The organism is Saccharomonospora marina XMU15 (assembly GCF_000244955.1).
In the GTDB taxonomy this organism is placed as follows: domain Bacteria; phylum Actinomycetota; class Actinomycetes; order Mycobacteriales; family Pseudonocardiaceae; genus Saccharomonospora_A; species Saccharomonospora_A marina.
On the sequence record NZ_CM001439.1, the window covers coordinates 5,115,217 to 5,140,983 of the forward strand.

The following is a 25,767-nucleotide window of genomic DNA, read 5'->3' on the forward strand; positions in this document are numbered from 1 at the left end:
GCAGGACGATCGTTACCAACCCGAGCCCTACCCGGGTGAAGCGTTCGCGATCCAACCCCGCAATACCGGGCGCAAACGCTTGCGCGGAGCCGCCGTCTCAGCCCTGCCCGTAGCCGCGAAGCTTGTCCACAACGTGTTCGAGTTCCGCGTGCGGCAACAACCGGGGCGCCCCCGCCGAGCTCGCGAGCAACCACAACCTGCATGCCCACTCCAACTGCTGGGCTCGGTGATACGCCGCGGCAAGGCTCCCGCCGTAGGTCAGCGTGCCGTGGTTGGCCAGCAGGCAGCCCCTTCGGCCTTGCAGCGCGGCCAGCATCGCGTCGGCCAGCGCCTGCGTGCCGTACGTCGCGTACGGCGCCACCCGCACCGTCGCTCCCACCGTCGCTAGGACGTAGTGCACCAACGGCACCTCGTCGACCAATGTGGACACCGCGGTCGCGTGGACGGCGTGGGTGTGCACGATCGCGGTGATCTCCTCACCGTCGGGATCGGCCGCCTCCCGGTACACGCTCAGATGCATCGGCAGCTCGCTGGTCGGCGCCAGTGCTCCGTCGACCACCGAACCGTCCATCGCCACCACCGGAACGTCGCGCGCGACCAGCGACTCGTAATCCACCCCGGTCGGCGTCACCGCCACCAACTCGCCCGCCCGCACCGAGATGTTGCCCGAGGTACCTACCACCAAGCCGTCCGCGACCATTCGACGCGCGTGATCGCACACCGCCGACCTCTGCTCACCCAGCAACATTCAGCGAGCGTAACGGACCTGCCGTGCCTTGCCCTCGGCGTAGTCCGCATGTCCAGCCAGGTGCGGCGGCACGCCGACCTCCCACCACGCTCCCGCTTCGGTCCACGCGCTGGAGTGCGTGCGCAGCACGACCACCGCCGGAACCCTTTCCGCGACGGCGGCCGCGCGTGCCTGCAGGTACGCGGCACGCAGCGACTCCAGATCGTCGGCTCGAAACACCGCGCAGCCCAGCGATTCGGCGTGCGCGGCGAAGTCCACGCTCGGCGGGGTGTCGTGTGCCGTCCGGCAGTCGGAATACATGTTGTTGAACGCGGCCGCGCCGTTGCCCTCCTGCAGCCTGGCGATCACCGCGTAGCCGCCGTTGTCACACACGACCGCTACGAACGGGTGCCCCGCGAACGCGGCTGAGAACAGCTCGGAGTTCAACATGAGGTACGAGCCGTCGCCGAGCACCGTGGTGACGAGCCCGGTCTCCCACGCCATCGCGGCTCCCCAGGCGCCTGCGAGCTCGTAGCCCATGCAGGAGAAGCCGTACTCCACATCGATCGGGGCCTCACCCGCCGAGCGCCAACCGCCGACCAACTCACCCGGCAGGCCACCGGAGGAGGTCAACACGTAGTCACCGCTGTCGGACAGGTCGTTGACAACACCCACCACCTGGGCATAGCTGGGCAGGCCGGTCCCGGGTGCGCGCAGCCGATCGATGTGAGCGTCCCAACCGGCCCGCTCCCTTTCCGCCCTTGCCGCCCAGCCGGGTTCGCCGATCGGCCCACCCGGCAGCGCCGCTTCCAACTCCTGCAACACGCGCAGCGCGTCGCCAACGACGGTGGTGGCGCCGTGCTTGACCGCGTCGAAGCGCGCGACGTTCACCGTCACCAGCCGCACTTCGCGCGGGAACACCGTCCACGAGGCGGTGGTGAAGTCCTGCAGCCGGGTGCCCACGGCGAGCACGACGTCGGCCTCAGCCGCCAGGGCGTTGCCGGACGCGGAGCCGGTGATGCCGAGTGGACCCGCGAACAGTGGTTCGGCGTGCGGTACGAGCGCGCGGCCCGCGGTGGTTTCCACGACGGGAACGGCATGGGCCCTTGCGAAGTCCAGCGCGACCGAGGCCGCACCGGAATAACGCACCCCGCCGCCGAGCACCAGCAACGGCCGCCGCGCGTTCGCCAACACCCGTACGGCGTCGGCTACCTCGCCGGTGTCCGGCCCGGGCCGCAGCACCCGGCGCAGCCGTGGCTCGAACAGCGACTCCGGGAAGTCGTAGGTCTCGGCCTGCACGTCCTGCGGCAGCGCGAGGGTCACCGGCCCCGTGTCGGCCGGGTCGGTGAGCACCCTTGCCACCTGCGGTAACGTCGCCTGCAACTGTTCGGGCCGCGTGATGCGGTCGAAGTACCTGCTCACCGCGCGGAACGCGTCGTTGACCGTGGTCGTGGCGTCGCCGAAGTGCTCCACCTGCTGCAACACCGGGTCGGGCGCCCTACCCGCGAAGGTGTCGCCTGGAAGCAGCAGCAGCGGCAGCCGGTTGGCGTGGGCAACGCCTGCAGCCGTCACCATGTTGAGTGCGCCGGGGCCGATCGACGACGTCACGACGCCGACCTGGCGCCGGTGCCTTGCCTTCGCGTAGCCCACCGCGGCGAGCGCCATGCCCTGCTCGGTATGTCCTCGCCACACCGGCAGGCTGTCACGGTACTCGGCGAGCGCGCTGCCGAGCCCCAGCACGTTGCCGTGCCCGAAAATGGCGAACACACCGGGGAACAGCGGGGCCTGCGTCCCGTCGAGCAGTTCCGTGCGCTGGGCGGCGAGCCAGCGCACCAGTGCCTGGGCCGTGGTGAGCTTCATGCCCGCCTCCCCGCCGCCGTCGTGACGGGGCAGCGCGGGTCCACGGCCTGCTGCCGCCAACTGTCGCGCACCCAGGAATGCGCGGGATCGTCGCAGAACGCCATGGACCGCGCCTGGGCCGGGCCCGCGAGCACGTTGAGGTAGTACATCGGGTAACCGGGCGCGGCGACACACGGGCCGTGATATCCGCGCGGGATGAGGAACACGTCGCCGTCGCGTACGGCCACGTCCTCGTCGAGTTCGCCGTCCGCGGTGTAGGTGCGATGCAGGCCGAAGCCCTCCCTGCTCGGCCGCACCTGGTCCCGCCCTGCGATACGGAAGTAGTAGATCTCCTCGTTGACCACTTCGCACTCGCTCGCCTCGTCGTGCTTGTGCGGCGGGTAGGACGACCAGTTGCCGTCGGGTGTGATCAGCTCGCAGGCGTTGAGTTTGTCCGCGTGGTCCCACACACCGGGCACGCCGAAGTTGTTCACCTGCCTGGTGGCGTTGCCCGCGCCGCGCACTTCCACCGGCACCTGTTCGGCCGGACCGTAGGCGGGGTCCAGCCTTCGCCCGCACCGCGCCATCGGCAGCGCCACCTCGCAGTCCTGCGACGAGGAGAGCTTCACCTGCGCATCCCGCGGCACGTAGGCGAAGTCGGTGACCCTGCTGAAAACCGAGTCCCTTCCGGTGAGCTCGAACCAGCCGCCGTCGACCTCGACGACACAGCCGCCGGAAAGCGGAAGGACGAAAGCCTCGAACTGGCCGGTCGAGACCAGCCGTGGCTGCCCGGCCCGCAGCGAAAGCACCCGAAGTCCCGCGTAGGTCCACCCGGCTGTGTCGGGGGTGAGCAGCACCGGATCTTCGCCGTCGGCGAGGGTTCCCAGCGGTCGATGCAGCTTGCTCATCGGGCCTCCCGTTCGTTGCGCGGCACCCACACCCGGTCCATGGTCCGCGCCGCTGCCTCGACCGCGGCCTCGACATCGCCGTCCGGCGGGTACAGCAACGACCGGCCCACGACGAGGCCGCGCACGACGGGATGGGCGAGTGTGCGCCCCCAGGAGTCGAGGTCGGCGGTGAGATCACCGGAGGGCACACCACCGAGCACCACCACTGGCAGCGTTGTCGCGTCGAGCACCCGGCCGTCGTCCACCGCGGGCAGCTTGAGCCACGTGTGCGCCGAGGTGGCGCCGAGCCCGGACGCCACGGCCACGGCGCGCGCAAGTGAAGCGGTGTCACGGCGCAGCACCAGCTTGCCGTTCTCACGCCGGTAGGGCAGCGGCTCGACCATCGCGGCCACCCCGGCCTCGGCCAGCTCCGACACCGCACGAGCACACGACTCGATCGTCGGCACCGTTGCGGCGTCGCTGTCCTCCAGCCGCAGCAACATCTTCCCACCGTCCAATCGCGACTCCCGAATGGACTTCGCGGTGTAGCCGGTGAACCTGTCGTCGAGTTCCCAGTCAGCCCCCGCCAGACCGCCCCGGTTCATGGACCCGATGACGACCTTGCGCTGCAACGCACCGAGCAGCAACAGTTCCTCGACGATGTCGGCCGTACCGAGCACACCGTCAACGGCGGGGTTGGCAAGCGCCACGAGCAGCCGCCTCAGCAGCTCACGGCGATCCGCCATGGCCAACGGGTCGGCCCCCACTCCCAGCATCCCCCTCGCCGGGTGGTCGGCGGCCACCAGGAACAGGGTGCCGTGCTCGGAAAGCAGGTTCGGCCTTCGCTCTCGCCTCGCGTAGGCGGCGCGGACGGCGCCGGGGTCGTTCGCGCGCACGCGGAGCAGTTCGCGCCACTGCTCGTCAGTGATCAACTCGCCAACGTCCTTTCGATCTCCTCGCGAGTGGGCATGGCATCAGCACACGCGAGCCTTGCCGCCACGATCGCGCCTGCCGCGTTGGCGTACCTCGCGATCCGTACCGGGTCCCACCCGGAAAGCAGGCCGTGCACCAGTGCTCCGCCGAACCCGTCGCCCGCACCAAGCCCGCAGACGACGGCGACCGGGAACGGCGGCACCGTCCACGACCCGTCCCGCGTGGCCACCAGCACGCCCGCCGAGCCCTTCTTGATCAGCGCGAGTTCCACGCCCCTGGCCAGCATCCTGCGCGCGGCCTCCTCGGGATCGCTGGTGCCGACGGCGACCTCGGCCTCGGCCCGGTTGCCCACAGCCACGGTCACGTGGTCGAGCAGCCAGCCGATCTCGGTCCGGGCCGTGGGCATGTCCGGCCAGAACATCGGCCGGTAGTCCAGGTCCAGCACCGTGTGCCCGGCGCGGTTCCTGCGTCGAAGCAGTTCGCGTTGGGTGGTACGGGACGGCTCGGCGCACATGCCGGTGCCGGTGACCCACAGCAGTGGGACGGAATCGACGACGTCCCACGGCACGTCGTCCGCTGTCAGCGTCAGATCCGGTGCAAGCGGCGCGCGGTAGAACAACAGCGGCGGGTCCTCCGGCGGATCGAGCGCGCAGAACACCACCGGCGTGAGCAGATCCTCGGCCGTGCCGACGTAGTCGGGACTCACCCCGAACTCTCGCAGCGCCGAGCGCACGTAGGTACCGAACCCGTCAGGCCCCACCTTCGTCAACACCGCCGTTCGCCTGCCCAGCCGCGCGGCGGCCACCGCGACGTTGGTCGCGGTGCCGCCGAGTGACTTGGCGAACGAACGCACCCCGGCGAGAGGCACACCGCTTTGTTCCGGGTAGAGATCCACCCCGACCCTGCCGACCGTGAGCGCTTCCAGCGTCACTTCGCGTTCACCGACCGCAGTTCGTGCTCAAGCGCCTCGATCTCGGCGCCACCGGCCATCTGGCTGGTCAACTCGGCCAGGTCGATCTCGGACTTCTCGTAGCTTCCGAGTGGCGCTCCCCGGTTGAGCAGCAGGAACCGGTCACCCACGGGGTAGGCGTGGTGCGGGTTGTGGGTGATGAGCACGACCCCGAGGCCGCGATCCCTTGCCTGCGCGACATAACGCAACACCACACCCGCCTGTTTCACCCCCAGCGCGGCGGTCGGCTCGTCGAGGATCAACACCTTCGCTCCGAAATGGACGGCTCTCGCGATGGCGACGCACTGCCGCTCGCCCCCGGACAGCGTGCCGACCGGCTGCTCCACGTCACGCAGGTCGATTCCCATGTCGGCGAGTGCGCGCTTGGTGGTCTCCCTGCCCTCGCGGCGGTCGAGGAACTTCAGCGGACCGATGCTCTTCCTCGGTTCGGCGCCGAGGAAGAAGTTGCGCCACACACTGAGCAGCGGAACGACGGCGAGATCCTGGTACACGGTCGCGATGCCCAGTTCGAGCGCGTCACGGGGCGAGGCGAAGCTGACCGGCCTGCCCTCGACCAGGAACTCGCCGCTGTCGTGTCTGTGCACACCCGCGAGGATCTTGATCAGGGTCGACTTACCCGCGCCGTTGTCACCGAGTACGCAGGTCACCTCCCCGGCGTTGACCACGGTCGACACGTCCCGCAACGCGATGACGCTGCCGTAGGACTTGCCGATCCCCCTTACCTCGATCAACGGCGTGTCCGGCTGCCCAGTCATCGCCTCACCCTCTCCGCGCGTCGCCGGAATGTGTTGTTCACCAGCACCGCGGCAAGCAGCATCACGCCGAGGAACAGCATGAACCAGTCGCTGTCCCAGTTGGCGTAGACGATCCCCTGCCGCGCCATTCCGAAGATCAACGCACCGATGGCCGCGCCGATCGCCGAACCGAATCCACCGGTCAGCAGGCAGCCGCCCACGACGGCCGCCGTGATGAACTGCAACTCCAGCCCGATGCCCTGGTTGGCCTGCGCGGTCGTGTAGCGCAGGATGTTGATCGAGCCCACCAACCAGGCCGCCGTCGCCGTCGTCATGAACAGCAGGATCTTGGTGCGCACCAGCGGAACGCCGACTGCGCGGGCGCTCACGGGCGCCCCACCGACCGCGAAGATCCAGTTTCCGAACGGGGTACGCACCAGCACGATCGCCGCGACGGCGGCGACCACGATCCACCACAGGATCGACACCTGGAACGACGTGCCCGCGACGTCGATCGTCGAGGCGAACAGCATGCCTGCCGACTCGTAGCCGTCCGCGCTACGGATACCCGACACCTGGACGGTGCCGGTGGCCAACCTGGTCACACCCAGGTTGAGCCCCTGCAGCGCCAGGAAGGTGCCGAGCGTGACGATGAAGCTGGGCAGCCCGGTCCGCATGACGAGCCAGCCGTTGAAACCTCCGACGGCCAGCGCGAACACCAGCGAGCCGCCGAGCGCCAACCACACGTTCCAACCCAACTGTGTGGCGAGAATGCCCGTGACCAGCGCGGTGGAGGCGGTCAGCACGCCTGCTGACAGGTCGAACTCCCCGCCGATCATCAGCAGCGACACCGCCACCGCCATGATGCCCAGCGTGGAGGCGGTGTCCAGCCAGGTCGCCACGCCGTTGACGCTGAGGAACTGCTCGGTGACGAGGGAGAAGAAGGCGAACACCGTGACCGCGCCCAGCAGGGCGCCGATCTCCGGCCGCACCACCAGCCGGTCGAGCGGGCGCGCTCGCGCGACCCGCTCGTCGGCCGGACCGGCTGCCGTGACGGTCATCGCGTACCCCGGTCGACGTACTGCCCGATGCGGTCCACGTTGTCCTTCTCCACCAGGTCGGGCCCGGTCAGCACCGGCCTGCCACCGCCGACCACGTTCGCGTTGTCGGCGTAGAGTTTCAGGAACTGCACCGGCAGGTAGCCCTGCAGGTACTGCTGCTGGTCCACCGCGAACAGCACGTCACCCGCCTTGATCGCGGCCACCACATCGGAGTTGAGGTCGAAGGTCGCCACCTGTGCCTTCGAGTTGGCCGCCTCGGCCGCGCTCGCCGCGAGCGCGGCGACCTGCGAGTTCAGCGTCAGCACGGCGTCGATTTCCTGGTCGGTCTGCAGCGCGCCCCTGATGCGTGACTCGACGTCGGTGGGGTTGTTGATGTCCACCTGAAGGTTGCTCACCTGGCCGCCGAAACCGTCGCGCGCGCCGTCGCAACGCTGGTTGAGGCCGATGTTGCCCGCCTCGTGAATCACGCAGAGCAGCTTCTTCTTGCCGAGTTCGGAGAACTTGGCTCCGGCTGTCTCGCCCGCGACACTCTCGTTCTGCCCCACGTGGGTCAGCGCACCGAACTCGGCACTGCGGTCCTCACCGGAGTTGATGGTGATCACGGGAATGCCCGCCTCGACCGCCCGCTTGATCGAGGGGCCGAGCGCGTCCGGGTTCGCCATCGAGACCACGATCCCGCCCACTTTCTGGGCCACCGCGTTGTCGATGAGCTTGGCCTGGTTTCCGGGGTCGCCGTCGGAGTTGTACTCGACATCGACGCCCAGATCACGGCCCGCCGCCTCCGCACCGTTCTTGACCACGTTCCAGAACGCGTCACCGGGGGTGCCGTGCGAGATGACGGCCACGGAAAGGCCCTCACCCTGCTGCTGGCCACCGGCGGCGGCTTCGTCGCCGGATTCGGTGCCCTGCGGGCCGGAGCACGCGGCAAGCAACAACGCGCCCGCCGAGCAGGCGGCCAGCCACCAGCGGCGGCGGTTCTTGACGGGAGCGGGCCGGTGGGCGCCGCCGGTTCGGTCAGACTTCATTGTCTCTCCAGGTTTTTTCAGCTAGCCGGCCGACAACCGGCCGAGGACGTCGGTGAGGTGGGCAAGACTGCGGGCGACGGCGCGCCCCGGGAGGTCGTCGGCATCGTGCTCGTCGAGCGCGGTGTCCTGTTCCAGGACGTACCAGCCCCGATAGCCCGCCTCGTGGACGGACCGCACCATCGCCTCGGTGTCGACGTCCCCCTCGCCGAGCGGGACGTAAAGGCCCTGCCCGACCGCCGCGGTGTAGGACAGCTCGCCCGCTCGCACACGCTGCGCCAACTCGCCGCGGACGTCCTTGAGATGGACGTGGCCCACGCGTTCGGGATACCGGCGAGCCAGCTCCACCGGATCGGTGCCTCCGATCAGGAGGTGGCCGGTGTCGAGGCACAGCGGTAGCTCGCAGTCGGCAAGGAAGCGCTCCACCTCGTCCTGGGTCTCCACGTGCGTGCCCACGTGCGGGTGCAGCACCGTCGCCACGCCGTAACTCGCCGCGAGGTCACCGATAGCCGTGGCCGTGCGCACCAGCGTGCGCCACTGCGTGTCGTCGAGTGCGGGCCGCTCGTCGTAGCCGTCCAGCCCGGTGGCGGCCGCGAGCACCAGCACGTCGCCACCGGCCGCCGCGAACAGCGCCGCCGATTCCTCGGCCGCCGCCAGCGCCAGATCCGCTCGCTCGTGCAGCGGTACCGCGACGAACCCGCCCACCAGGCTCAGTCCGTGCGCACCGAGCAGCGCTTTCAGCTCGGCGGGCTCCCTCGGCAGGTAACCGGGAGGCCCGAGTTCGGTGGCGGCCAGGCCTGCACCTGCCAGCTCGGAGAGCACGGTGGACACGTCGAGCATCCTGCCCCAACCAGGGACCTCGCAGACACCCCAGGAGATCGGCGCACCCGCCACTCGCAGTCCCGCAGGCGTCGTCATCGTCGCCCCTCTCCGCTCGGCTCGCCGGAGCGCCCTACCGTTAGAGCGCTCTATTGGTTGGAGCGCGACAATCGTGTAGCGTCCTGAACGGCACTGTCAAGGCCATTCGCCGCACGAATCCCGAATCCGGAGGGCACGTTGGCGCGACCGACCATGGAGGACGTGGCCGCACGGGCGGGCGTGTCCCGTGCGCTGGTCTCATTGGTCTTCAACAACTCGCCGAAGGTGAGCGAGCAGCGCAGAGCCGCGGTGCTCGCCGCGGCCGAGGAGTTGGGCTACCAGCCGCACGTGATGGCCAGAGCGTTGGCCAGCCGCACCTCCACGGTGTTGGGCGTGATGGTCTCCGACCTGCGCAACGCCTTCTTCGCCGATGTCATCGAGGGGCTGGAGGCGGCGGCACGCGAGGCCGGGTTCGAACTCGTGCTCACCACCGGCTCGCGAAGCCCTGGCAGGGAAAGGGCCGCACTGCGCAGCCTGCTTTCCTTCCATCCTGCCGGTATCGCGCTGCTCTCACCCGTCGTACCCGCGTCAGCCGTCGCGGCCGCGGCGCAGAAATGCCCCGTCGTGCTGGTCTCTCGAAGCTCTCGGCTCTCCAATGTAGACACCGTGAACGACGACGGAGTCGCGGGTTCGCGGCTGGCCGTCGAGCACCTGATCGCGCTCGGTCACCGCCGCATAGCCCACCTCGACGGGGGCACGGCCACCACCGCCGCCGCGCGCCGCAAGGGCTACCGACTCGCGATGGAGGCGCACGGGTTGGCGCCCGTGGTGGTGCCGAGCGAGCACACCGACACCGCGGGCGAGAAGGCGGTTCGCCAGCTGCTCAACACGCCCGCCCGCGACTCGTGGCCCACCGCGCTGTTCTGCGGCAACGACTTCAACGCCTTCGGCGCGATCTCCGCGCTTGAGGAGGAAGGCCTGCGGGTTCCCGAGGACATCTCGGTGGTGGGCTACGACAACACCTCGCTGGCGGCACTCAAACGGGTCTCGCTGACCACCGTCGACCAGCCGAGGCTGCAGATGGGCAGGCTGGCCGTGCAGGCGCTGCTGGAACGGATCAGGGGCGGGCGCAGCGAACCCGCGAGGCAGCTGCTGCGGCCCTCGCTCGTCGTGCGCGGCAGCACCTGCCCACCCTCGCACTGAGCTGTTGCGACCAACGCGATCGAAGGAGCGCTGTACTGCCGTGGCTGAACTGGTGAAACATTGGATCGACAACGCCCACACCCCGGGCGTGACCACCCGCACCGGCGAGGTGTTCCAGCCCGCGACGGGAGCCGTCGCGAGGCAGGTCGCGCTCGCGGGCAGCGCCGATGTCGACCTCGCCGTCGCCTCCGCCACCAAGGCGGCGCGGGAATGGGCGGACAGCTCGCTGCAGACCCGCGCCAAGGTGCTGTTCGGCTTCCGGCAGCTGGTGGACGCCCACCGGACCGAACTCGCCGAGCTGATCACCGCCGAGCACGGCAAGGTGCTCTCCGACGCGCACGGTGAGGTGCAGCGGGGGCTGGAGGTGGTCGAGTTCGCCTGCGGTATCGGGCAGTTACTGAAGGGTGAGCACTCCGAGCAGGTCTCGCGAGACGTCGACGCCTACTCGGTGCGCCACCCGCTGGGCGTGGTCGCGGGCATCACCCCGTTCAACTTCCCGGTGATGGTCGCGATGTGGATGTTCCCGATCGCCATCGCGTGCGGCAACGCGTTCGTGCTCAAGCCATCCGACCGCGACCCTTCCGCCTCGATCCGGCTCGCCGAGTTGTTCGCCGAAGCGGGGCTGCCGCCGGGCGTGTTCAACGTGGTCAACGGGGACGGCGAGGCGGCAGGCGCGCTGCTCGACCATCCCGGCGTCGCGGCGGCCTCCTTCGTCGGCTCGACACCGGTGGCCAGGCAGGTTTACGCGCGAGGCACGGCGGCAGGCAAGCGGGTTCAGGCGCTCGGCGGAGCCAAGAACCACATGGTGGTGCTGCCCGACGCCGACGTCGATGTCGCGGCGGACGCCGCCGTCTCGGCGGGCTACGGCAGCGCGGGCGAGCGCTGCATGGCCATCTCTGTGGTCGTGGCCGTCGGCGGGATCGCCGACCCACTGGTGAACGCGATCGCCGAGCGCACGCGCGCGCTGCGGACCGGGCCCGGCACCGACCCGGAATCCGAGATGGGTCCGCTGGTCACCGCGGCGGCACGTGACCGCGTCACGTCCTACATCGAGGCGGGCGTCGAGCAGGGCGCCACGGCGGTGGTCGACGGGCGCGGCAGCGCACCTTCCGGCCACGAGGCCGGGTTCTGGGTCGGCCCGACCCTGTTCGATCACGTGCGGCCGCAGATGTCGATCTACACCGACGAGATCTTCGGACCGGTGCTGTGCGTGGTCCGCGTGCCGACCTTCGACGAGGCCGTCGAACTGGTGAACGCCAACCCGTACGGCAACGGGGTGGCGATCTTCACCGGCGACGGGCTGGCCGCCCGCAGGTTCCAGCGCGAGGTGACGGTTGGCATGGTCGGCATCAACGTGCCGATCCCGGTGCCGATGGCCTACTACTCCTTCGGCGGCTGGAAGGACTCGCTGTTCGGCGACACCCACGTGCACGGCGTGCACGGCGTGCACTTCTACACCCGCACCAAGGCGGTGACCGCCAGGTGGCCACGGCAGCACCACGGTGTGGATCTCGGCTTTCCCACCCACGGCTGAACAACCTCGAAAGGGCACAGTATGCGTTTGGGACTCGCGGGCACCGGCCGGATCGGCACCGCACACGCGCGAATCCTCGAAGACCTCCCCGCCGTGGAGTCAGTCGTGGTCGCCGACATCGACCCTGCTCGGGCGAGAGCCACGGCAGGCGCGCTCGGCATGGAGTTCGCGGCGGGCATCGACGAGTTGTTCTCCGCGCGACCGGACGGGCTGGTGGTGGCCACGGCGACGGACGCGCACCCCGAACTCGTCATCAGGGCTGTCGAGGCGGGTATCCCGGTGTTCTGCGAGAAGCCGGTGGCCGCCGACATCGCGGGCACGCTCGATGTCATCGAGCGAACCAAGGGTTGCGGCGTCGAGGTGCAGATCGGGTTCCAGCGCCGGTTCGACCCAGGGCATCTGGCCGCACGGTCGGCCGTCGCGGAAGGGAAGCTGGGCCGACTACACACGCTGCGGGCGACCACACTGGACCCTGCTCCCCCTCCCGCGGAGTACATCCCGCGTTCCGGCGGGCTGTTCAGGGACTGCAGCGTGCACGACTTCGACGCGATCCGCTGGGTCACCGGCAGGGAAGTGGTCGAGGTCTACGCGCTGGGAACCAACCGGGGCGCCGAGTTCTTCGCGCGAGCAGGCGACGTCGACACCGCCGCCGCCGTGCTCACGCTCGACGACGACACGATCGCGCTCGTGTCGGCCACGCGCTACAACGGTGCGGGCTACGACGTGCGGCTGGAACTACTCGGATCGCGCGACAGTATCGCCGTCGGGGTGGACGAACGTACCCCGCTCAGTTCCGTCGAGCCGGGCGTACCACGGCCCGCGGGCCCGGCCTACCCACACTTCCTTGATCGTTTCCAGGCAGCCTATGTCCGCGAGTTGGCCGCGTTCGCCGACGTGGTCGCCGGCCGCTGCGCCAGCCCGTGCACCCCTGCGGACGCGCTCGAGGCGTTCTACGTGGCAGAGGCGTGCGAGCTCTCCCGACGGCAACGGCGCCCCGTCTCGATCTCCGAAGTGCGCTGAGCCGCTTCCCCAGTCGCACGCCCCCGCGCTTCAGCCCACTCAGGCAGGCTGCTTCTGCGACTCCTGCTCCTGCTCCGCGGACTCCGGCTCGGGCCCCAGTCGATCAATGGCTTCCCGCAGGGCGAGGTGGCTGGCGGCCAGCCGCTCGGCGACCTTCTCGCGCAGTTGCAGCGCCTCGGTGCGCTTGTGCTCCGCGTCGGCGAGCTTGCGCTCCGCCTCGGCGATCATCGTGTCGGCACGCTGCTCGGCATCGCGGCGCAACTCCTCGGCGGCCTGCTCCGCCTCGGCACGCTTGGCCGCCAGTTCCTCCTCAGTCTCGCGCTGCAGTGTGGTGCGCCGCTCCTCGGCTTCCTTGTCGAGTGCGTCGCGCCGCTGCTTGGCCTCCTCGCCGAGCCGCTCGGCCTCCTCCTGAGCCTTCTGCCTTGTCTTGTCCGCATAGGAATCGGCGGCTTCCCGCGTCGCCGCGGCCTCCTGCTCCGCCTTGGTCCGCAGCTCACTGATCTCGTCCTCGGCCAGCTGCATCATCGTCTTGACCCGCTCGGTCATCGCCGCGGGCCCGGCCGGGTCCTCGACCATGCGGGTCAGCGCCGCCTTGGCGTCGGCCAGTTCGGTCTGCGCGTAACTCAGCGCCTTCGTCAGTTCGGTGACCGAGGCACTCGCCTCGTCGCGGTGTTTCGCCGCGGCGGCCAGTTCGTCGCTGAGTTTTTTGACGTATTCGTCCACCTGTGCCTGGTCGTAACCACGGAAGGCGGTCGCGAACGGGGAATTCCTGTTGGGGTTCGGGGGTGCTTCAGCTTCTGCCATTCGGCAACCTTAGTGAGTCCACAAGCTCAATCCCATACCTCCGAACGGACCCATTCGACGAGTTCCGGCTACGGTGAGCTGAGCCGTCCGGAGGTGACCACACGGGCAGCTAGCGGGAGGGAGGCCTGCGGATGGAAGCGGTTGCGGACGACCTCGCCCGGAACTGGCCGCTGTATGCGGCGATCCCGGTCGTTGCCGCGCTGATCGGCTACGTCACCAAGCGCGTCGCCATCGAGATGATGTTCAAACCGCTCGAGTTCGTCGGTATCAAGGGCACCTTCCTCGGCTGGCAGGGAGTGGTTCCACGGCATGGCGGAAGGATGGCCGCGGTCGCCACCGACCTGCTCACCTCCAACCTGCTCGACGTCCGAGACGTGTTCGACCGGATCGACCCCGACCGGATCACCAGGGAAATCGAACAACCCCTGCTGCGAGCCGTCGACGAGATCGCCCGCGACGTACTGACCGAGTGTCACCCGAAGCTGTGGGAGGCGCTGCCCCAGATGGCGCGGGAGCTGCTCATCAAGCAGCTCCAGGCGACCTCGCCGAAGCTCGTGCGGCAGGTGATGGACGAGCTGAGGTCCAACCTCGACGAGGTGCTCGACGTCAAGCACATGAGCGTGCGGCGCCTTACCTCTGACAAGTCCCTGCTGGTGAGGCTCATAAGGGAGACCTCAAGGCCCGAGATGGCCTTCATCGCACGCTCCGGCATCTACTTCGGTTTCGTTCTCGGCGTCGTGCAGTCGGTGGTGTGGGCACTGACCAAGAACCCGATCGTGATGCCGATCTTCGGCGCCTCGATCGGCCTGTTCACCGACTGGCTGGCCATCAAACTCATCTTCGTGCCGAGGGAGCCGATCCGGTTCGGCCGTTTCACCCTGCACGGGAAGTTCCAGCGCAGGCGCGCGGAAGTGGCGCGGCAGTACGGCGAGATGATCGCCAACGAGTTGCTGACCGTGCCGAATCTGATGGAGGCGATACTGCGCGGACCACGTTCCGATCGGCTGGTCGCGATGGTGCGCCGGATGGTGGCCGATGCCGTGGAGGAGCAGGCCGAGGCGGCACGTCCACTGGCAGGCGTCGCCATCGGCAGGCGGCGGCTGGAGGAGATCAAGCGTGCCGCCGCGGAACGCGCGCTGCGAAGGCTGCCCGACACCGTGCGGCATGCCGAGGACTACCTCACCAGGGCCATGGACGTGGCGAACATGGTGGAGGATCGCATGCTGCGGCTCACCCCGGTCGAGTACGAGGAACTGCTGCGACCTGCCTTCAGGCAGGACGAGTGGAAGCTCATCGCGGTCGGCGGCGTGATCGGTTTCGTCGTCGGCGAGTTGCAGGTCCTGCTGATGTTGCATTAGCCGCCCGTCGGAGTCGCCGCGGTGGCTAACGTTGTGGCGTGGCGAACCGACCGCAGCAACTGCCCGCCGTGCACGAAGCCTGGCTGCCTCGCGAGCACGCCCTGCACCGGCCACGGCACGGCGGCAGGCAACTGACCGCCCTGATCTGCGCGTTGATCTTCTTCGCGACTCCCAGCCTGATGTGGCTGGGCGGCGCACGCCCCGCCGAGATCGAGAACCACCCGCTCGCCGGCTTTCCCAGCATCGCGTCGGGCTGGTCGTTCTTCACCGACCTGCCGACCTGGGCGACCGACCAGTTGGTCTTCCGCGCGGGCGCCGTCACCGCCGCCGACGCGATCAGCAGGACGTTCTTCGGCGAGCCAGCACCATTCGACCAGGGCGGCACCGGCAATCCGGGGCCGCTTCCCGGAAGCCCGCAGTCACCCCCCGCGGGCCAGGTCCCCGGGCAGGACACGCCACACACCGAACCCGGCTACCGGCGGGTGATCGAGGGCGGCGACGGTTGGCTGTACTACGGCTTCGACGTCGACGGCAAATGCGAGCCGCAGCGGCCGATGGAGCAGACCTTCGCGCACATCGACCGGCTCCGCGAGGCGGTGGAAAGCTCAGGGCGGAAGTTCGTGTTCGTGATCGCCCCCGACAAGACGACGATGGCACCACAGCACTTACCGGATTCCTACGCGGGCAAACAGTGCTCCCGGTTGGCGAGCCAGCGATTCTGGCGGCTGGCGGGCAGCCGCGACTACGTCGTCGACATCAGGGACGAACTGGCGGCACAGGCACAACTGCTCGGCAGGCCGGTGTACTTCCGCAACGACACCCACTGGACCGACGAGGGCGCGATCGTACTCACCCGCGCCATCGCGGAGGCGGTCCAGCCAGGGGTGACCAAGGCGTGGCGGGCCGCCGGGGTCGGCTGGGTCACCGGCACCGCCGACCTGCCAAGGATGCTCGGCAGGTCGGAGAAGAAGTCCACATTGCGCTACGAACTCCGCCCGGACGGGCAAACCGACCGAACCACCGAGCCGCTACTCGACCTGGAACGACCACAGCACCACACGGCGAGCCCCATCGAGCAGACGGTGAACAGCAGGACGCTGGTGTTCGGTGACTCGTTCGCCCTCGCGTCGTCGCGGTACCTACCGGCCGGGTTCAGCGACCTGACGATACTGGGTTATCCGTCGATGGCCGATTACGAACGCACGGTGCTGAAGGCGTTCACCGACGCCGAGGTGGTCGTCGTTCAGGCCGTCGAGCGCTCGGTGGCGGCGAGCACGTTGCCGTTCATCGACGAGGGGTTTCTACAGCAGGCACGGCAGGCGATGGCGCGGCGACCGATCCGCTGAACACCCGGCGTTGCCTGCCCCGCACGTACTCGATCACCCGCGCGACGAGGTAGATCGTGAACGAGATAGCCGTGACGAAGAAGCTGACCGGTGCGCTGGGGGCCAGCGACAGCACGATGCCGCCGAGCGCGGCCGTCTCGGCGAAGGCTATGGCCAGCAGCGTGGCCCGCAGCGGGCTGGCGGTGAGCCGCGCGGCCGCGGCCGCGGGAGTCACCATCAGCGCGACCACCAACAACGCGCCCACGATCTGCACGCCCAACGCTGTCGCAACCCCGATGAGCACGGCGAACAGCGGCGAGAGCAGCTGAACGGGAACGCCACGGGCCACCGCGACGCCGGGGTCGACACTGGCGAACAGCAGTGGCCGGTAGATCACGGCGAGCACGACCAGCACCACGATCGCCGCCACGACGAGTGCCAGCAGATCCGTCGGTTCCACCGCGACGATCTGCCCCACGAGGATGCCGAACTTGTTCGCCGCCCTGCCGGGGTAGTACCACAGCAGCAGCACGCCAAGGCCAAGCCCGAACGAGAGGATCACTCCGATCACGGAGTCGCGGTCGGACTCCCGGCTGCCGAGCAGGCCGAGCAGCAGCGCGGCGACGACGGCACCGGCCAGCGCGCCGTAGCTGATGCCGACGCCGAGCAGCAGCGCGGCGGCCGCGCCGGTGAACGCCAGTTCCGCGGTGCCGTGAACGGCGAAGGACATCCTGCGGATGACGATGAGCGGACCGAGGGTGCCCGCCAGTATCCCGAGCACGGCGGCGGCGAGCAGCGCCGTCTGCACGAAGTCGAGACCGAGCAGGCGAGCGGTGAGCTCGAAGTCGAAAAGCTTGTCCATGGCGGGCTTTCACAAGGCTTTCAGGAGACGGTAGTGCTTGGTCGGTGCGGGGCGGCGTCGCTCACCCGCATCTCATGGCACCGGCTCGTCGGCCTCGTGGTGCACCTCGTCCTCGCACAGGCAACTCTGCGCGCCCGCGACGTGGATCTGGTCACCGATCCTGAGCACCTCGACCTGGGTGCCGTACAGCTGCGACAGGGTCGCGGAGGTCATGACCTGTTCCGGCGTGCCGATACGGAACCTGCCGTCGACGAGGTAGAGCACCCTGTCGACGTAGGACAGCACCGGGTTGATCTCGTGGGTCACGAACAGCACCGCGGTGCCCGCGGCACGCCTGCGCGCGTCGATGAGCCCGCTGACGACTCGCTGGTGAGTGAGGTCGAGCGAGGCCAGCGGCTCGTCACACAGCAGCACCTCCGGGTCACCGATCAACGCCTGCGCCACCCGCAGCCGCTGCTGTTCACCGCCGGAGAGCCTGCCCACCTGCGATGACGCGAACGAGGTGGCGCCTACCGACTCGACAGCTGCCGCGATCTTGTGGCGCCGTTTTCGCAGGCCGAGCAGCCCGGTACCCCAGCGGTGCCCGTCCAGCCCGAGCCCAACGAGGTCGTTGCCCCGCAGCGTCAGCCCCTGGTCCATCGCCCGTTGCTGAGGAACGTAGCCGACGCGCTCACTGGCCCTGCCGGGTCGCGCACCCGCCACGGTGGCCGTGCCCGCACTCAGCGGCTGCAGACCGAGCAACACGCGCAGCAGGCTCGTCTTGCCTGAGCCGTTGGGACCGAGCACGGCCAGGAACTCACCCGGCTCCACCCGCAGGTCCAGCCCCGACCACAACGTCCGGTCGCCGAACCGCAACGCGGCGTCGGTCAACTCGATCGCAGCACCGTTCATCGCTCACCCAGGGCTTTCGAGAGTGCTCCCACCTGCTCGCTCATCCACGCAATGTAACCGTCGCCGCCCTCCGGCAGCGTCTCGGTGACACCCACAACCGGCACCCCAGCCCCGCGGGCCTGCTCGATCACGCGGTCGGTGGCGGGGCTGACCGTCTGCTTGTTGTTGATCACCGCACGAACCTGACCCCGGCTGACCAGGTCGGTGATCTCCTGCTGCGCGGCGACCGGGATGTCTGTCTCATTCTCCACGGCTTCGGAGAAGTCCGGAGGCGTCACGTTGTCGAGTTCGGCTCGCTCGATGAGGTGGTCGGCCACGGGTTCCATGGCGACCACCGGCGCACCCGCGTGCGTCGCCGCGATCGTTTCCACCTGCCGCAGCAGCCCGTCCAGCCGGGTGGAGAACTCCTTGGCGTTGTTCTCGTACACCTGCCGCTGCTCTGGGTCGAGTTCGCCCAGCCGCGCGGCGATGTCGTCGGCGACCCTCGCCACGGCGGGCAGGTCGTACCAGACGTGCTCGTTCTCGGGCGAACCCGCGACCTGGTAGGCCACCACGCGCTGCGCGTCGGGTGCCCGGTCGGCGAGCTGGGTGAAGAAGTCGTCGTAGCCGCCACCGTTGTAGACGAGCAACTGTGCCGACTGCACGTCGGCCGCGTCCTCCGCACTCGCCTGGTAGGAGTGCGGGTCACCCGAGGGGTCGTCGATGAGCGAGCGCACCTGCACGGCCTCGCCCGCGACCGCGCTCACCACCGAGCCCCACACGTTGGTCGAGGCGACCACCGAGATGCGGCCGTCGTCGGCCGTGCTGCCGGAGCCGCCGCCGCAGGCGGCGAGGCCGAGCACGAGTGCGAGCAGGCCGGCGAGCACAGCCGCAAGCCGCCCCGGGCGGACAGTTCTCATCGACAACCACACTCCCGTCAGTAAAGCCGATCACAGCCAGTGCAGATAATGGAAATCGTTGTCGATTACACCGTACCCCATCGACTGACTTGTCCACCAACGAGTGATGCGACCCGCGACTGAGCGTCAGGATGTGACCGGTGTGGGGCAGTGCTTCTGCAACGGCTTCTGAACCGTTACGGTTTGTTCATGAACCGGCCGATGCGAACCAGGCGGCAGGCGACTCTCGCGTCGCTCGCCGCCGAACTGGGCGTGTCCAGGACAACGGTGTCGAACGCCTACAACCGGCCGGACCAACTGTCACCCGAGTTGCGCCGCCGCGTGCTCGAAACGGCCCGCCGGCTCGGCTACCCCGGCCCCGACCCGGTCGCACGCTCACTGCGTACCCGCAAGGCGGGTGCCGTGGGGTTGCTGCTCACCGAGAATCTCTCCTACGCCTTCCGCGACCCCGCGGCCGTCGGAGTACTGGAAGGGCTCGCGCTCGCCTGCGAGGACGCGGGCGTCGGCCTGCACCTCGTGCCCGCGAGCCCGGGCCGCGAGGACGTCGCCGCGGTACACCGCGCGGGAGTGGACGGGTTCGTCGTCTACTCGGTGCCTGACGACGACCCCCACCTCGCCGCGGTGCTTTCCCGACCGGTACCGACGGTCATCGTCGACCAGCCGCAGGTCGAAGGCGTCGATCGGGTGGGCCCCGACGACGAGGCGGCAACGGTCGACCTCGCCAACCACCTCGTCAACCTCGGCCACCGCCAGGTCGGTGTGCTCTGCATGCGGCTCGCCCGTGACCGCAACGACGGCTTCGCCCCGCTGCGGCGGCAACACGAGGCCCACTACCACGTGCAACGGACCCGGCTGGCCGCGCTCGCGAAGACCTTCGAGAAGGCGGGCGTGGACTGGGCGAGCGTTCCCGTGGTGGAGCGATTCGAGCACAGCGTCGACGAGGGCGCTTCGGCGGCACGGCAACTGCTCGACGCGCACCCCGGCGTGACCGCGCTCGTCTGCACCTCCGACATCCTGGCGCTCGGCGCCATAGCCGAGGTGAGGCGGCGCGGGTTGCGGGTGCCCGCCGACCTGACCGTCACCGGCTTCGACGGCATCGCCGAGGCCACCCGCGCCGGGCTCACCACGGTGCACCAACCGGTGCTCGAGAAGGGCAGAGCGGCAGGCAAGCTACTGCTCAGCGCGGGTGACCGGGTGTCGCCCAAGGTCATCACGCTGCCGACGGAGCTGCGTATCGGCACGACGTCCGCGCCACCACGCACCGCCGAGGAACGCTGGTTCGGCCCGTGAGAAAGCCCACGTGACATCCGCCCGACGACCTTGTGAAACATTGACCACTACCGCTGGAATGGGTGACATGAGCTCGATCGACCTGCTGCTGAAGCGCAACCAAGAACTCGGTAACGCGGTGCCCGGCGACCGCTCCTCGCCCCAGCCCTCGCTGCACGTGGCGATCCTGACGTGCATGGACGCGCGCATCCGGGTCTTCGAACTGTTCGGGCTGCTGCAGGGCGAGGCGCACGTTCTGCGCAACGCGGGTGGCGTGGTCACCGACGACATGATCCGCTCGCTCGCGTTGAGCCAGCACAAGCTGGGCACCCGCGAGATCATGATCGTGCAGCACACGAACTGCGGACTCAACGATGTCACCGAGGACGGCTTCAAGGACGAACTCGAAGACTACAGCGGTATACGCCCGCCGTGGTCGGTGGAGGCGTTCCGCGACATCAAGGCCAACATCAGGCAGTCGATCGAGCGCATCCGGCGCAGCCCCTTCCTGCTACACACCGAGACCGTGCGCGGCTTCGTCTACGACGTGCAAGCCGGAGAGCTTACCGAGGTGCAATAGCTCGGCCGGATCGCCGGTCCCGGCGCAGCGTATGGGCGATCCGTCGGACCGCCCATACGCTGTGGGCGGCATCGTGGTTCGACAGATAGAACGACAACGGGCCGATCACGACATGGCGTAGTCCGGCCTCGCGCAGTTCGCGCAGGCGCAGGCATACCTGCTCGACGGTGCCGACGATGACCCCGGATTCGACGACCTCGGGCGGCACATCCGCGATCGCCGCGTCGAGCGTGGCGCGGTCGTAGGCACCGGGCAGGATGTCGACGATCCCACGGAAGTGCGGTCCGAACGGGTGTCGCGCGCCGACCTCCTGCCAACGCCTCGCAGGAAACAACAGCGCCCAGTACCGCAACAACCTGCTTTCCAGCATCGCACGGGCACGTTTTCGGGTCGGCGCCACGGCGACAAAGGCGAGCAGCGCGGGAGTGATGGACTCGGGATCACGACCCGCGCCTTCCGCCGCGGTCCTGACGGCTGCCAGTGCCCTGGCGTAGCGCTCAGGTGTGCCGAGCACGCCCGACTCGGGCAGCCAGCCGTCACCGTAGCGCCCGGTCAGGTCGAGCATGCGCGGACCGTGTGCCGCGACCCAGAGCCGCGGCGTCCGACCCGCCGGGGGCCGCAGATCCATGACGGCGCGCTCCAGCCGGAAGTGCGATCCCTCGAAGTCGATCGGGCCACGCGAGGTGAAGCACAGCCGGATGATCCGCAACGCCTCTTCCAGCCGGTCGACCGGCCGATGCATGTCGAGCCCGTAGGGCTCGATGTTCAGCCTCTCGCCGCAGCCAAGGCCCAGAATCGGAGCACGCTTGGTCAGGTGCGCCAGGGTGACCGCGGCCTGCGCGATCACCACGGGGTGGCGGCGGTACGGTTCGGTGACTCCGACACCCAGCCGTAGCCGCCCCGCCCTGCCCGCGAGAGAGCCGAGCAACGTCTGGTAGTCGAACAACTCATGCGGACTCGACAGCCGACCCGCCGCCCAGGTGAACCGCCGGTCCCACAACTCGGTGGGATAGAACTCCTGCAGGTGGTCCTCCACGAACAGCGAATCCAACCCTGACAGCCGCGCCATCGCCGTGAGCAGCCGTAACCCGGCCACCGGCGGGCTGGGCGGCACGTACACCCCGGACGTCATCGCCGTGCTCGTCATCTCGTTCCTCCTGCGTAACGGCAAGGTTCACCAACCGGCGAAGCGAACCGCCACGGCACAACGTCACCCGCGCTCGCCTACTTTCGTCCCTTGTTCGGCGCGATGCGATGAGTTCTTCGCCTCGGTCGTGTCAGTACCGGTGAAAGACACCGGTGAAAGACCCGGTGAAGCCGTCGGCGGAGGCGAAAGGGGTGCCGGTGACGAACCAGCCGCATGCAGAACACGTCCCGGAGTTCAGCGAGCCGGGCAGCACTGCCGTCTCCTGGGCGCGGGTCGAGCGGGTGTTGCGCGACTCGGAGATGTTCTGGCTTTCCACTGTCCGCGGCGACGGTCGCCCACACGTGGCGCCGTTGCCGGCGATGTGGCTGGACGGCAGGCTGCACTTCTGCACCGGGGCACACGAGCAGAAGGCCCGCAACCTGGAGTCGAATCCGCGCTGCGTGCTCACCACGGGTTCGAACTCCTTCCGCGAAGGGCTTGACGTGATCGTCGAGGGCACGGCGGCGCAGGTGGGTGACGAGGCGGTGCTGACCCGGCTTGCCCGGATGTGGCGGGACAAGCTCGACTGGCCGTTCGAGGTGGCCGACGGCCGGTTTCGCGATCCCGGCAGCGACGACCACCGGGCACCCGTGTTCGGCGTGACACCCGCCAAGGTGCTGGCGTTCTCCAAGAACCCCTACAGCCAGACCCGCTACACCTTCGGCGAGTGAGGGGGTGATCGCGGGTCTGGTTGAATCGGCGCCGATGTCTATCGATGCGGACTGCCTGCTCGACTGGTTCGACGAGAGCGCTCGCGACCTGCCGTGGCGCGACGCCGACTGCTCACCGTGGGGCGTACTCGTCAGCGAGATCATGCTCCAGCAAACGCCGGTCGCCCGAGTGCTGCCGGTGTGGCAGGAGTGGCTGGACCGCTGGCCACGGCCGTCGGCACTTGCCGGGGAAAGTCAGGGCGAGGTGCTGCGCGCGTGGGGCAAGCTCGGTTACCCCAGGCGCGCGCTGCGACTGCACGCCGCCGCCTGCGTGATCGCCTCCGAGCATCACGACCGGGTTCCCGACGATGTCGAGGCCCTGCTCGCGCTGCCGGGCATCGGGGCCTACACAGCGCGCGCTGTCGCGGCATTCGCCTACGGCAAGCGCGCCCCGGTGGTGGACACCAACGTACGCAGGGTCGTCGCAAGGGCCGTGCACGGCGCAGGCGACGCCGGACCCGCATCGATCAGCCGCGACCTCGCCGACGTGGAAGCGCTGCTCCCTGCCGATGAGCCAAGGGCGGCACGGTTCTCCGCCGCGCTGATGGAACTGGGCGCTCTGATCTGTGTGGCCCGCTCGCCGAAATGCACGGGCTGCCCGCTGGTGTCCGGCTGCGCGTGGCAGCGCGCGGGCAGGCCCGAGTACACCGGTCCCGCCAAACCCGTGCAGAAGTACGGCGGCACCGATCGGCACGTTCGCGGCCTGCTGCTCGACGTGCTCAGGAACACCACCGAGCCGGTGGAGAAGGCCAGGCTGGACGTTGTTTGGTCGAAACCGGGCCAGCGGGATCGCTGCCTCGACTCGCTGCTAGTGGACGGGCTCGTCGAGCAGACCCCGGACGGTCGGTTCGGCCTTCCTGGAGAGCACTGAACAGGCCCTGGCGCGGATCAGCGGCCGAGCACCTCGGACAGGAACGCCTCGACGGCACCTCGAAACTCCTGTGGCGCGTCGTCGTGGACGACGTGGCCCGCCCCCTCGATGACCACGTGCCTGCCGCCTCCGGGTGCCGACTCGGCGAGCCGCGCCTGCTGACCGGGTGGCATGGCGGTGTCGGCTGCCTCGACGACGAGCAGCGGGCACTTCACTCCTGCCACGTACGACCAGTACTCGCGCCGACCCCACTCGCCCGCGATCTGGTAGAGGTCCTCCAGGTCCGCCAGCAGGTGGTAGCCGTCGGACTCCTCCCGCACGCACTCGATGAAGTAGTCGCCCGTGCTGCCGAAGAAGTCACGGACGTGTGCCAGCGACCGGAACGGCACCGGCCACGAGTCGAAGTAGTCACGCCAGACGTCCACCGTGCGGCCCCGCTGGTCGGGCGCCATGTCCTCGACGACGACGGCACGCACCAGCTGCGGGAACCTGGCGGCCAGCACCCACGCGTGCAGCCCACCCATCGAGTGCCCCAGCACGACCGCGGGCCCCTCGTCGAGCTCGGTGATCAACTCGGCGACGTCGTCGACGAACTCCTCGGTGCGCCAGTCGCCACGACGGCGGGACCGCCCGTGGCCCCGGGCGTCCAGGCCGACCACGTGCCCGTAGTCGATGAGCCACCGCGAAACCCGCCACCAGGTGGTGGCCCTGCCCATCAATCCGTGCAACAGCACGATCGGCGTACCCTCGCCGCCGAAGTCAACGACGTCCTCACGTGCTCGCATCTAGGCTTCCCGTTCATGCCCTACCGCCGCGTGCGGGCCGCTGTGCTCTGCGGTCTCATCAGCACCCTAGCCGCCTGCACAGCGCCGGAATCGGCCGATCCCGGCCAACCGGGGGGTGAAGCCGAAGCCGGCGCGGCGGGGATCGGCGACCCGTACTACCCCAACGCCGGAAACGGCGGCTACGACGCCACCGGCTACCTGGTGTCCGTCCGCTACGACCCCAGCAGCGGAAGGCTGCGGGGCGACACCACGGTGACCGCCGAGGCGACCCACGACCTCGACCGGTTCAACCTGGACCTGCGGGGCTTCACCGTGTCTTCGGTGGAGGTGGACGGCGAACCGGCACGCTTCTCGCGTGAGGACGACTTCGAACTCGTCGTCACGCCTGCCCGGCCGCTGCCAAAGGGCTCGACGTTCAGCACGAGGGTGCGCTACACGGGCAAGCCACAGGGCTCTGCGGACGCCCAGTTGGGGGGCGACGGCTGGCAACGCAGCCCGAGTGGAGGGGCTTTCGTGCTGGGTGAACCGCGGTCGGCCTCCTACTGGTACCCGGTGAACGAGCACCCGCGCGACAAAGCGACCTTCGAGCTGAGGGCGAGCGTGCCGAAGGGCTGGTCGGCGGTCTCCATCGGCCGTCGCGGCGAGGAGTCGACGAAGGACGGCTGGACCACGACGACCTGGAAGGAGCCGGACCCGGTGGCCAGCTACCTGACCACCATCGTCATCGACCGGTTCAGTTTCCAGCGCGGCGAACTCGAGGACGGCACCCCGGTGCTGAACGCGTTCGCACCCGGCTCCGATGCCATGCGCGACGAGGCGGCCCGCGTGGCGGAGATCGTGGAGTTCCTCGCGGGCCGCTTCGGGGAGTACCCGGCCACCACGGCGGGCGGGATCTATCTCGGCACGGACATCGGCTACTCGCTGGAAACCCAGGGCAGACCGACCTACACCCGTTCGGCAGACCTGGACACCGTGGTGCACGAGATCGCGCACCAGTGGTACGGCAACTCGGTCTCGGTGCGGTCCTGGGCCGACATCTGTCTCAACGAGTGCTTCGCCAGCTACTCGCAATGGTTGTGGGCCGAGCACAAGGAAGGCGACGACCTCGACGCGCGCTACCGCAGGGCGGTGGAACAGCTGCGTGACGACGCCGCGTTCTGGGCCCCTCGGCTGTACGACATGGGAGCCGGACACGAGTTCGAGGGGGTCTACGACAAGGGCATCCTCGCGATACACGCGCTGCGGCAACGGATCGGCGACAGCGCCTTCGACCGGGTGCTGCGGGAGTGGCCCGCGAAGCACCGCGAAGGTAACGCCAGCTGGCCGCAGTTCGAGGAATACGTACAGCGCAGCACCGGGCAGGATCTGCGCGGCTTCTTCGACGCGTGGTTTCGAAGCACCAAGCGCCCACCGCAGCCCCACCTCTACCCCTCCTGACC

General features: G+C 69.1%; 25 protein-coding genes. 10 read left to right on the forward strand and 15 right to left on the reverse strand.

Features of this window, described 5'->3' with window-relative positions; all coding sequences use genetic code 11:
* Positions 1-97: 97 nt before the first annotated feature.
* From SACMADRAFT_RS24175 to SACMADRAFT_RS24215, 9 genes are read right to left on the reverse strand one after another with little or no spacing between them, the layout of a single operon-like run.
* A complete protein-coding gene (locus SACMADRAFT_RS24175) occupies positions 98-748 on the reverse strand; it encodes a class II aldolase/adducin family protein (RefSeq protein ID WP_040925867.1) in 651 nt (216 codons plus the stop codon).
* On the reverse strand, positions 749-2,587 hold the full coding sequence (gene iolD / locus SACMADRAFT_RS24180; protein WP_009156489.1) for a 3D-(3,5/4)-trihydroxycyclohexane-1,2-dione acylhydrolase (decyclizing): 1,839 nt from the start codon (positions 2,585-2,587) through the stop codon (positions 749-751).
* Entirely contained in the window at positions 2,584-3,474 is an 891-nt protein-coding gene (gene iolB, locus SACMADRAFT_RS24185) for a 5-deoxy-glucuronate isomerase (protein ID WP_009156490.1), read from the reverse strand. Before iolB ends, iolD begins: the two co-directional genes overlap by 4 nt.
* Complete coding sequence (locus tag SACMADRAFT_RS24190) at positions 3,471-4,385, reverse strand: Cgl0159 family (beta/alpha)8-fold protein (protein ID WP_009156491.1); 915 nt, start codon at positions 4,383-4,385, stop codon at positions 3,471-3,473. The genes iolB and SACMADRAFT_RS24190 overlap by 4 nt, the downstream gene beginning before the upstream one ends.
* The gene (gene iolC, locus SACMADRAFT_RS24195) at positions 4,382-5,317 is read right to left on the reverse strand and encodes a 5-dehydro-2-deoxygluconokinase (RefSeq protein WP_009156492.1); all 936 of its coding nucleotides are present in this window, start codon (positions 5,315-5,317) and stop codon (positions 4,382-4,384) included. The genes SACMADRAFT_RS24190 and iolC overlap by 4 nt, the downstream gene beginning before the upstream one ends.
* Positions 5,314-6,111, reverse strand: a complete 798-nt coding sequence (locus SACMADRAFT_RS24200) for an ATP-binding cassette domain-containing protein (protein WP_009156493.1) — start codon at positions 6,109-6,111, stop codon at positions 5,314-5,316. The genes iolC and SACMADRAFT_RS24200 overlap by 4 nt, the downstream gene beginning before the upstream one ends.
* Positions 6,108-7,151: an ABC transporter permease gene (locus SACMADRAFT_RS24205; RefSeq protein ID WP_009156494.1), complete on the reverse strand. Its 1,044-nt coding sequence runs from the start codon at positions 7,149-7,151 to the stop codon at positions 6,108-6,110. Before SACMADRAFT_RS24205 ends, SACMADRAFT_RS24200 begins: the two co-directional genes overlap by 4 nt.
* Entirely contained in the window at positions 7,148-8,176 is a 1,029-nt protein-coding gene (locus SACMADRAFT_RS24210; protein ID WP_009156495.1) for a sugar ABC transporter substrate-binding protein, read from the reverse strand. The genes SACMADRAFT_RS24205 and SACMADRAFT_RS24210 overlap by 4 nt, the downstream gene beginning before the upstream one ends.
* A 21-nt stretch (positions 8,177-8,197) precedes the next feature.
* The gene (locus SACMADRAFT_RS24215) at positions 8,198-9,091 is read right to left on the reverse strand and encodes a TIM barrel protein (RefSeq protein ID WP_009156496.1); all 894 of its coding nucleotides are present in this window, start codon (positions 9,089-9,091) and stop codon (positions 8,198-8,200) included.
* Positions 9,092-9,229: 138 nt separating this feature from the next.
* Here SACMADRAFT_RS24215 and SACMADRAFT_RS24220 point away from each other — a divergent pair, with 138 nt between their 5' ends.
* Genes SACMADRAFT_RS24220 through SACMADRAFT_RS24230 form a run of 3 tightly spaced genes read left to right on the forward strand, consistent with a single transcriptional unit; the run spans position 9,230 to position 12,788 of the window.
* Positions 9,230-10,234, forward strand: coding sequence for a LacI family DNA-binding transcriptional regulator (locus SACMADRAFT_RS24220; RefSeq protein WP_009156497.1), 1,005 nt, complete (start codon positions 9,230-9,232; stop codon positions 10,232-10,234).
* A 40-nt stretch (positions 10,235-10,274) separates the two neighbouring features.
* Positions 10,275-11,768, forward strand: coding sequence for a CoA-acylating methylmalonate-semialdehyde dehydrogenase (locus tag SACMADRAFT_RS24225; RefSeq protein WP_009156498.1), 1,494 nt, complete (start codon positions 10,275-10,277; stop codon positions 11,766-11,768).
* Positions 11,769-11,789: 21 nt separating this feature from the next.
* On the forward strand, positions 11,790-12,788 hold the full coding sequence (locus tag SACMADRAFT_RS24230) for a Gfo/Idh/MocA family protein (RefSeq protein WP_009156499.1): 999 nt from the start codon (positions 11,790-11,792) through the stop codon (positions 12,786-12,788).
* Between the two features lie 39 nt (positions 12,789-12,827).
* Here SACMADRAFT_RS24230 and SACMADRAFT_RS24235 read toward each other — a convergent pair whose 3' ends face one another.
* Entirely contained in the window at positions 12,828-13,592 is a 765-nt protein-coding gene (locus SACMADRAFT_RS24235; protein WP_009156500.1) for a DivIVA domain-containing protein, read from the reverse strand.
* 131 nt (positions 13,593-13,723) lie between these two features.
* On the opposite strand from SACMADRAFT_RS24235, the gene SACMADRAFT_RS24240 reads away from it, so the two are divergent.
* Together SACMADRAFT_RS24240 and SACMADRAFT_RS24245 are read left to right on the forward strand one after the other, a co-directional pair.
* Positions 13,724-14,950, forward strand: a complete 1,227-nt coding sequence (locus tag SACMADRAFT_RS24240) for a DUF445 family protein (protein ID WP_009156501.1) — start codon at positions 13,724-13,726, stop codon at positions 14,948-14,950.
* 38 nt (positions 14,951-14,988) lie between these two features.
* Positions 14,989-16,296, forward strand: a complete 1,308-nt coding sequence (locus SACMADRAFT_RS24245) for an alginate O-acetyltransferase AlgX-related protein (RefSeq protein ID WP_009156502.1) — start codon at positions 14,989-14,991, stop codon at positions 16,294-16,296.
* Here the strand turns inward: SACMADRAFT_RS24245 and SACMADRAFT_RS24250 are convergent.
* The 3 genes from SACMADRAFT_RS24250 to SACMADRAFT_RS24260 form a co-directional block, all read right to left on the reverse strand.
* Entirely contained in the window at positions 16,235-17,137 is a 903-nt protein-coding gene (locus tag SACMADRAFT_RS24250) for a metal ABC transporter permease (protein WP_009156503.1), read from the reverse strand. The two genes, SACMADRAFT_RS24245 and SACMADRAFT_RS24250, sit on opposite strands and share 62 nt — an antisense overlap.
* 72 nt (positions 17,138-17,209) lie before the next feature.
* Entirely contained in the window at positions 17,210-18,028 is an 819-nt protein-coding gene (locus SACMADRAFT_RS24255) for a metal ABC transporter ATP-binding protein (RefSeq protein WP_009156504.1), read from the reverse strand.
* The gene (locus SACMADRAFT_RS24260; protein ID WP_009156505.1) at positions 18,025-18,927 is read right to left on the reverse strand and encodes a metal ABC transporter solute-binding protein, Zn/Mn family; all 903 of its coding nucleotides are present in this window, start codon (positions 18,925-18,927) and stop codon (positions 18,025-18,027) included. Before SACMADRAFT_RS24260 ends, SACMADRAFT_RS24255 begins: the two co-directional genes overlap by 4 nt.
* 189 nt (positions 18,928-19,116) lie before the next feature.
* On the opposite strand from SACMADRAFT_RS24260, the gene SACMADRAFT_RS24265 reads away from it, so the two are divergent.
* Positions 19,117-20,217, forward strand: coding sequence for a LacI family DNA-binding transcriptional regulator (locus SACMADRAFT_RS24265; protein ID WP_009156506.1), 1,101 nt, complete (start codon positions 19,117-19,119; stop codon positions 20,215-20,217).
* 67 nt (positions 20,218-20,284) lie between these two features.
* Positions 20,285-20,776 carry a beta-class carbonic anhydrase gene (locus SACMADRAFT_RS24270; protein WP_009156507.1) on the forward strand — a complete coding sequence of 164 codons (492 nt, stop codon included), beginning with the start codon at positions 20,285-20,287 and terminating at the stop codon, positions 20,774-20,776.
* Here the strand turns inward: SACMADRAFT_RS24270 and SACMADRAFT_RS24275 are convergent.
* Positions 20,760-21,923 carry an LLM class flavin-dependent oxidoreductase gene (locus SACMADRAFT_RS24275; RefSeq protein WP_009156508.1) on the reverse strand — a complete coding sequence of 388 codons (1,164 nt, stop codon included), beginning with the start codon at positions 21,921-21,923 and terminating at the stop codon, positions 20,760-20,762. The genes SACMADRAFT_RS24270 and SACMADRAFT_RS24275 overlap by 17 nt on opposite strands.
* A 197-nt stretch (positions 21,924-22,120) precedes the next feature.
* Here SACMADRAFT_RS24275 and SACMADRAFT_RS24280 point away from each other — a divergent pair, with 197 nt between their 5' ends.
* Positions 22,121-22,633 carry a pyridoxamine 5'-phosphate oxidase family protein gene (locus SACMADRAFT_RS24280; RefSeq protein WP_040926783.1) on the forward strand — a complete coding sequence of 171 codons (513 nt, stop codon included), beginning with the start codon at positions 22,121-22,123 and terminating at the stop codon, positions 22,631-22,633.
* Positions 22,634-22,667: 34 nt separating this feature from the next.
* Positions 22,668-23,543 (forward strand): HhH-GPD family protein, encoded by an 876-nt coding sequence (locus tag SACMADRAFT_RS24285; RefSeq protein ID WP_040925868.1) that lies wholly within the window; start codon positions 22,668-22,670, stop codon positions 23,541-23,543.
* A 17-nt stretch (positions 23,544-23,560) separates the two neighbouring features.
* Here SACMADRAFT_RS24285 and SACMADRAFT_RS24290 read toward each other — a convergent pair whose 3' ends face one another.
* Positions 23,561-24,328, reverse strand: a complete 768-nt coding sequence (locus SACMADRAFT_RS24290; protein ID WP_009156511.1) for an alpha/beta fold hydrolase — start codon at positions 24,326-24,328, stop codon at positions 23,561-23,563.
* A gap of 15 nt (positions 24,329-24,343) precedes the next feature.
* Between SACMADRAFT_RS24290 and SACMADRAFT_RS24295 the strand changes: the two genes are divergently transcribed.
* The gene (locus SACMADRAFT_RS24295; RefSeq protein WP_009156512.1) at positions 24,344-25,765 is read left to right on the forward strand and encodes a M1 family metallopeptidase; all 1,422 of its coding nucleotides are present in this window, start codon (positions 24,344-24,346) and stop codon (positions 25,763-25,765) included.
* The last annotated feature ends 2 nt before the right edge of the window (positions 25,766-25,767 follow it).

Coding starts and splice junctions, on each gene's coding strand:
- SACMADRAFT_RS24175 (WP_040925867.1), bottom strand. CDS start 748: ATGTTGCTGGGTGAGCAGAGGTCGGCGGTGTGCGATCACGCGCGTCGA.
- iolD (WP_009156489.1), bottom strand. CDS start 2,587: ATGAAGCTCACCACGGCCCAGGCACTGGTGCGCTGGCTCGCCGCCCAG.
- iolB (WP_009156490.1), bottom strand. CDS start 3,474: ATGAGCAAGCTGCATCGACCGCTGGGAACCCTCGCCGACGGCGAAGAT.
- SACMADRAFT_RS24200 (WP_009156493.1), bottom strand. CDS start 6,111: ATGACTGGGCAGCCGGACACGCCGTTGATCGAGGTAAGGGGGATCGGC.
- SACMADRAFT_RS24205 (WP_009156494.1), bottom strand. CDS start 7,151: ATGACCGTCACGGCAGCCGGTCCGGCCGACGAGCGGGTCGCGCGAGCG.
- SACMADRAFT_RS24210 (WP_009156495.1), bottom strand. CDS start 8,176: ATGAAGTCTGACCGAACCGGCGGCGCCCACCGGCCCGCTCCCGTCAAG.
- SACMADRAFT_RS24215 (WP_009156496.1), bottom strand. CDS start 9,091: ATGACGACGCCTGCGGGACTGCGAGTGGCGGGTGCGCCGATCTCCTGG.
- SACMADRAFT_RS24230 (WP_009156499.1), top strand. CDS start 11,790: ATGCGTTTGGGACTCGCGGGCACCGGCCGGATCGGCACCGCACACGCG.
- SACMADRAFT_RS24235 (WP_009156500.1), bottom strand. CDS start 13,592: ATGGCAGAAGCTGAAGCACCCCCGAACCCCAACAGGAATTCCCCGTTC.
- SACMADRAFT_RS24240 (WP_009156501.1), top strand. CDS start 13,724: ATGGAAGCGGTTGCGGACGACCTCGCCCGGAACTGGCCGCTGTATGCG.
- SACMADRAFT_RS24250 (WP_009156503.1), bottom strand. CDS start 17,137: ATGGACAAGCTTTTCGACTTCGAGCTCACCGCTCGCCTGCTCGGTCTC.
- SACMADRAFT_RS24255 (WP_009156504.1), bottom strand. CDS start 18,028: ATGAACGGTGCTGCGATCGAGTTGACCGACGCCGCGTTGCGGTTCGGC.
- SACMADRAFT_RS24260 (WP_009156505.1), bottom strand. CDS start 18,927: ATGAGAACTGTCCGCCCGGGGCGGCTTGCGGCTGTGCTCGCCGGCCTG.
- SACMADRAFT_RS24265 (WP_009156506.1), top strand. CDS start 19,117: ATGAACCGGCCGATGCGAACCAGGCGGCAGGCGACTCTCGCGTCGCTC.
- SACMADRAFT_RS24270 (WP_009156507.1), top strand. CDS start 20,285: ATGAGCTCGATCGACCTGCTGCTGAAGCGCAACCAAGAACTCGGTAAC.
- SACMADRAFT_RS24275 (WP_009156508.1), bottom strand. CDS start 21,923: ATGACGAGCACGGCGATGACGTCCGGGGTGTACGTGCCGCCCAGCCCG.
- SACMADRAFT_RS24285 (WP_040925868.1), top strand. CDS start 22,668: ATGTCTATCGATGCGGACTGCCTGCTCGACTGGTTCGACGAGAGCGCT.
- SACMADRAFT_RS24290 (WP_009156511.1), bottom strand. CDS start 24,328: ATGCGAGCACGTGAGGACGTCGTTGACTTCGGCGGCGAGGGTACGCCG.
- SACMADRAFT_RS24295 (WP_009156512.1), top strand. CDS start 24,344: ATGCCCTACCGCCGCGTGCGGGCCGCTGTGCTCTGCGGTCTCATCAGC.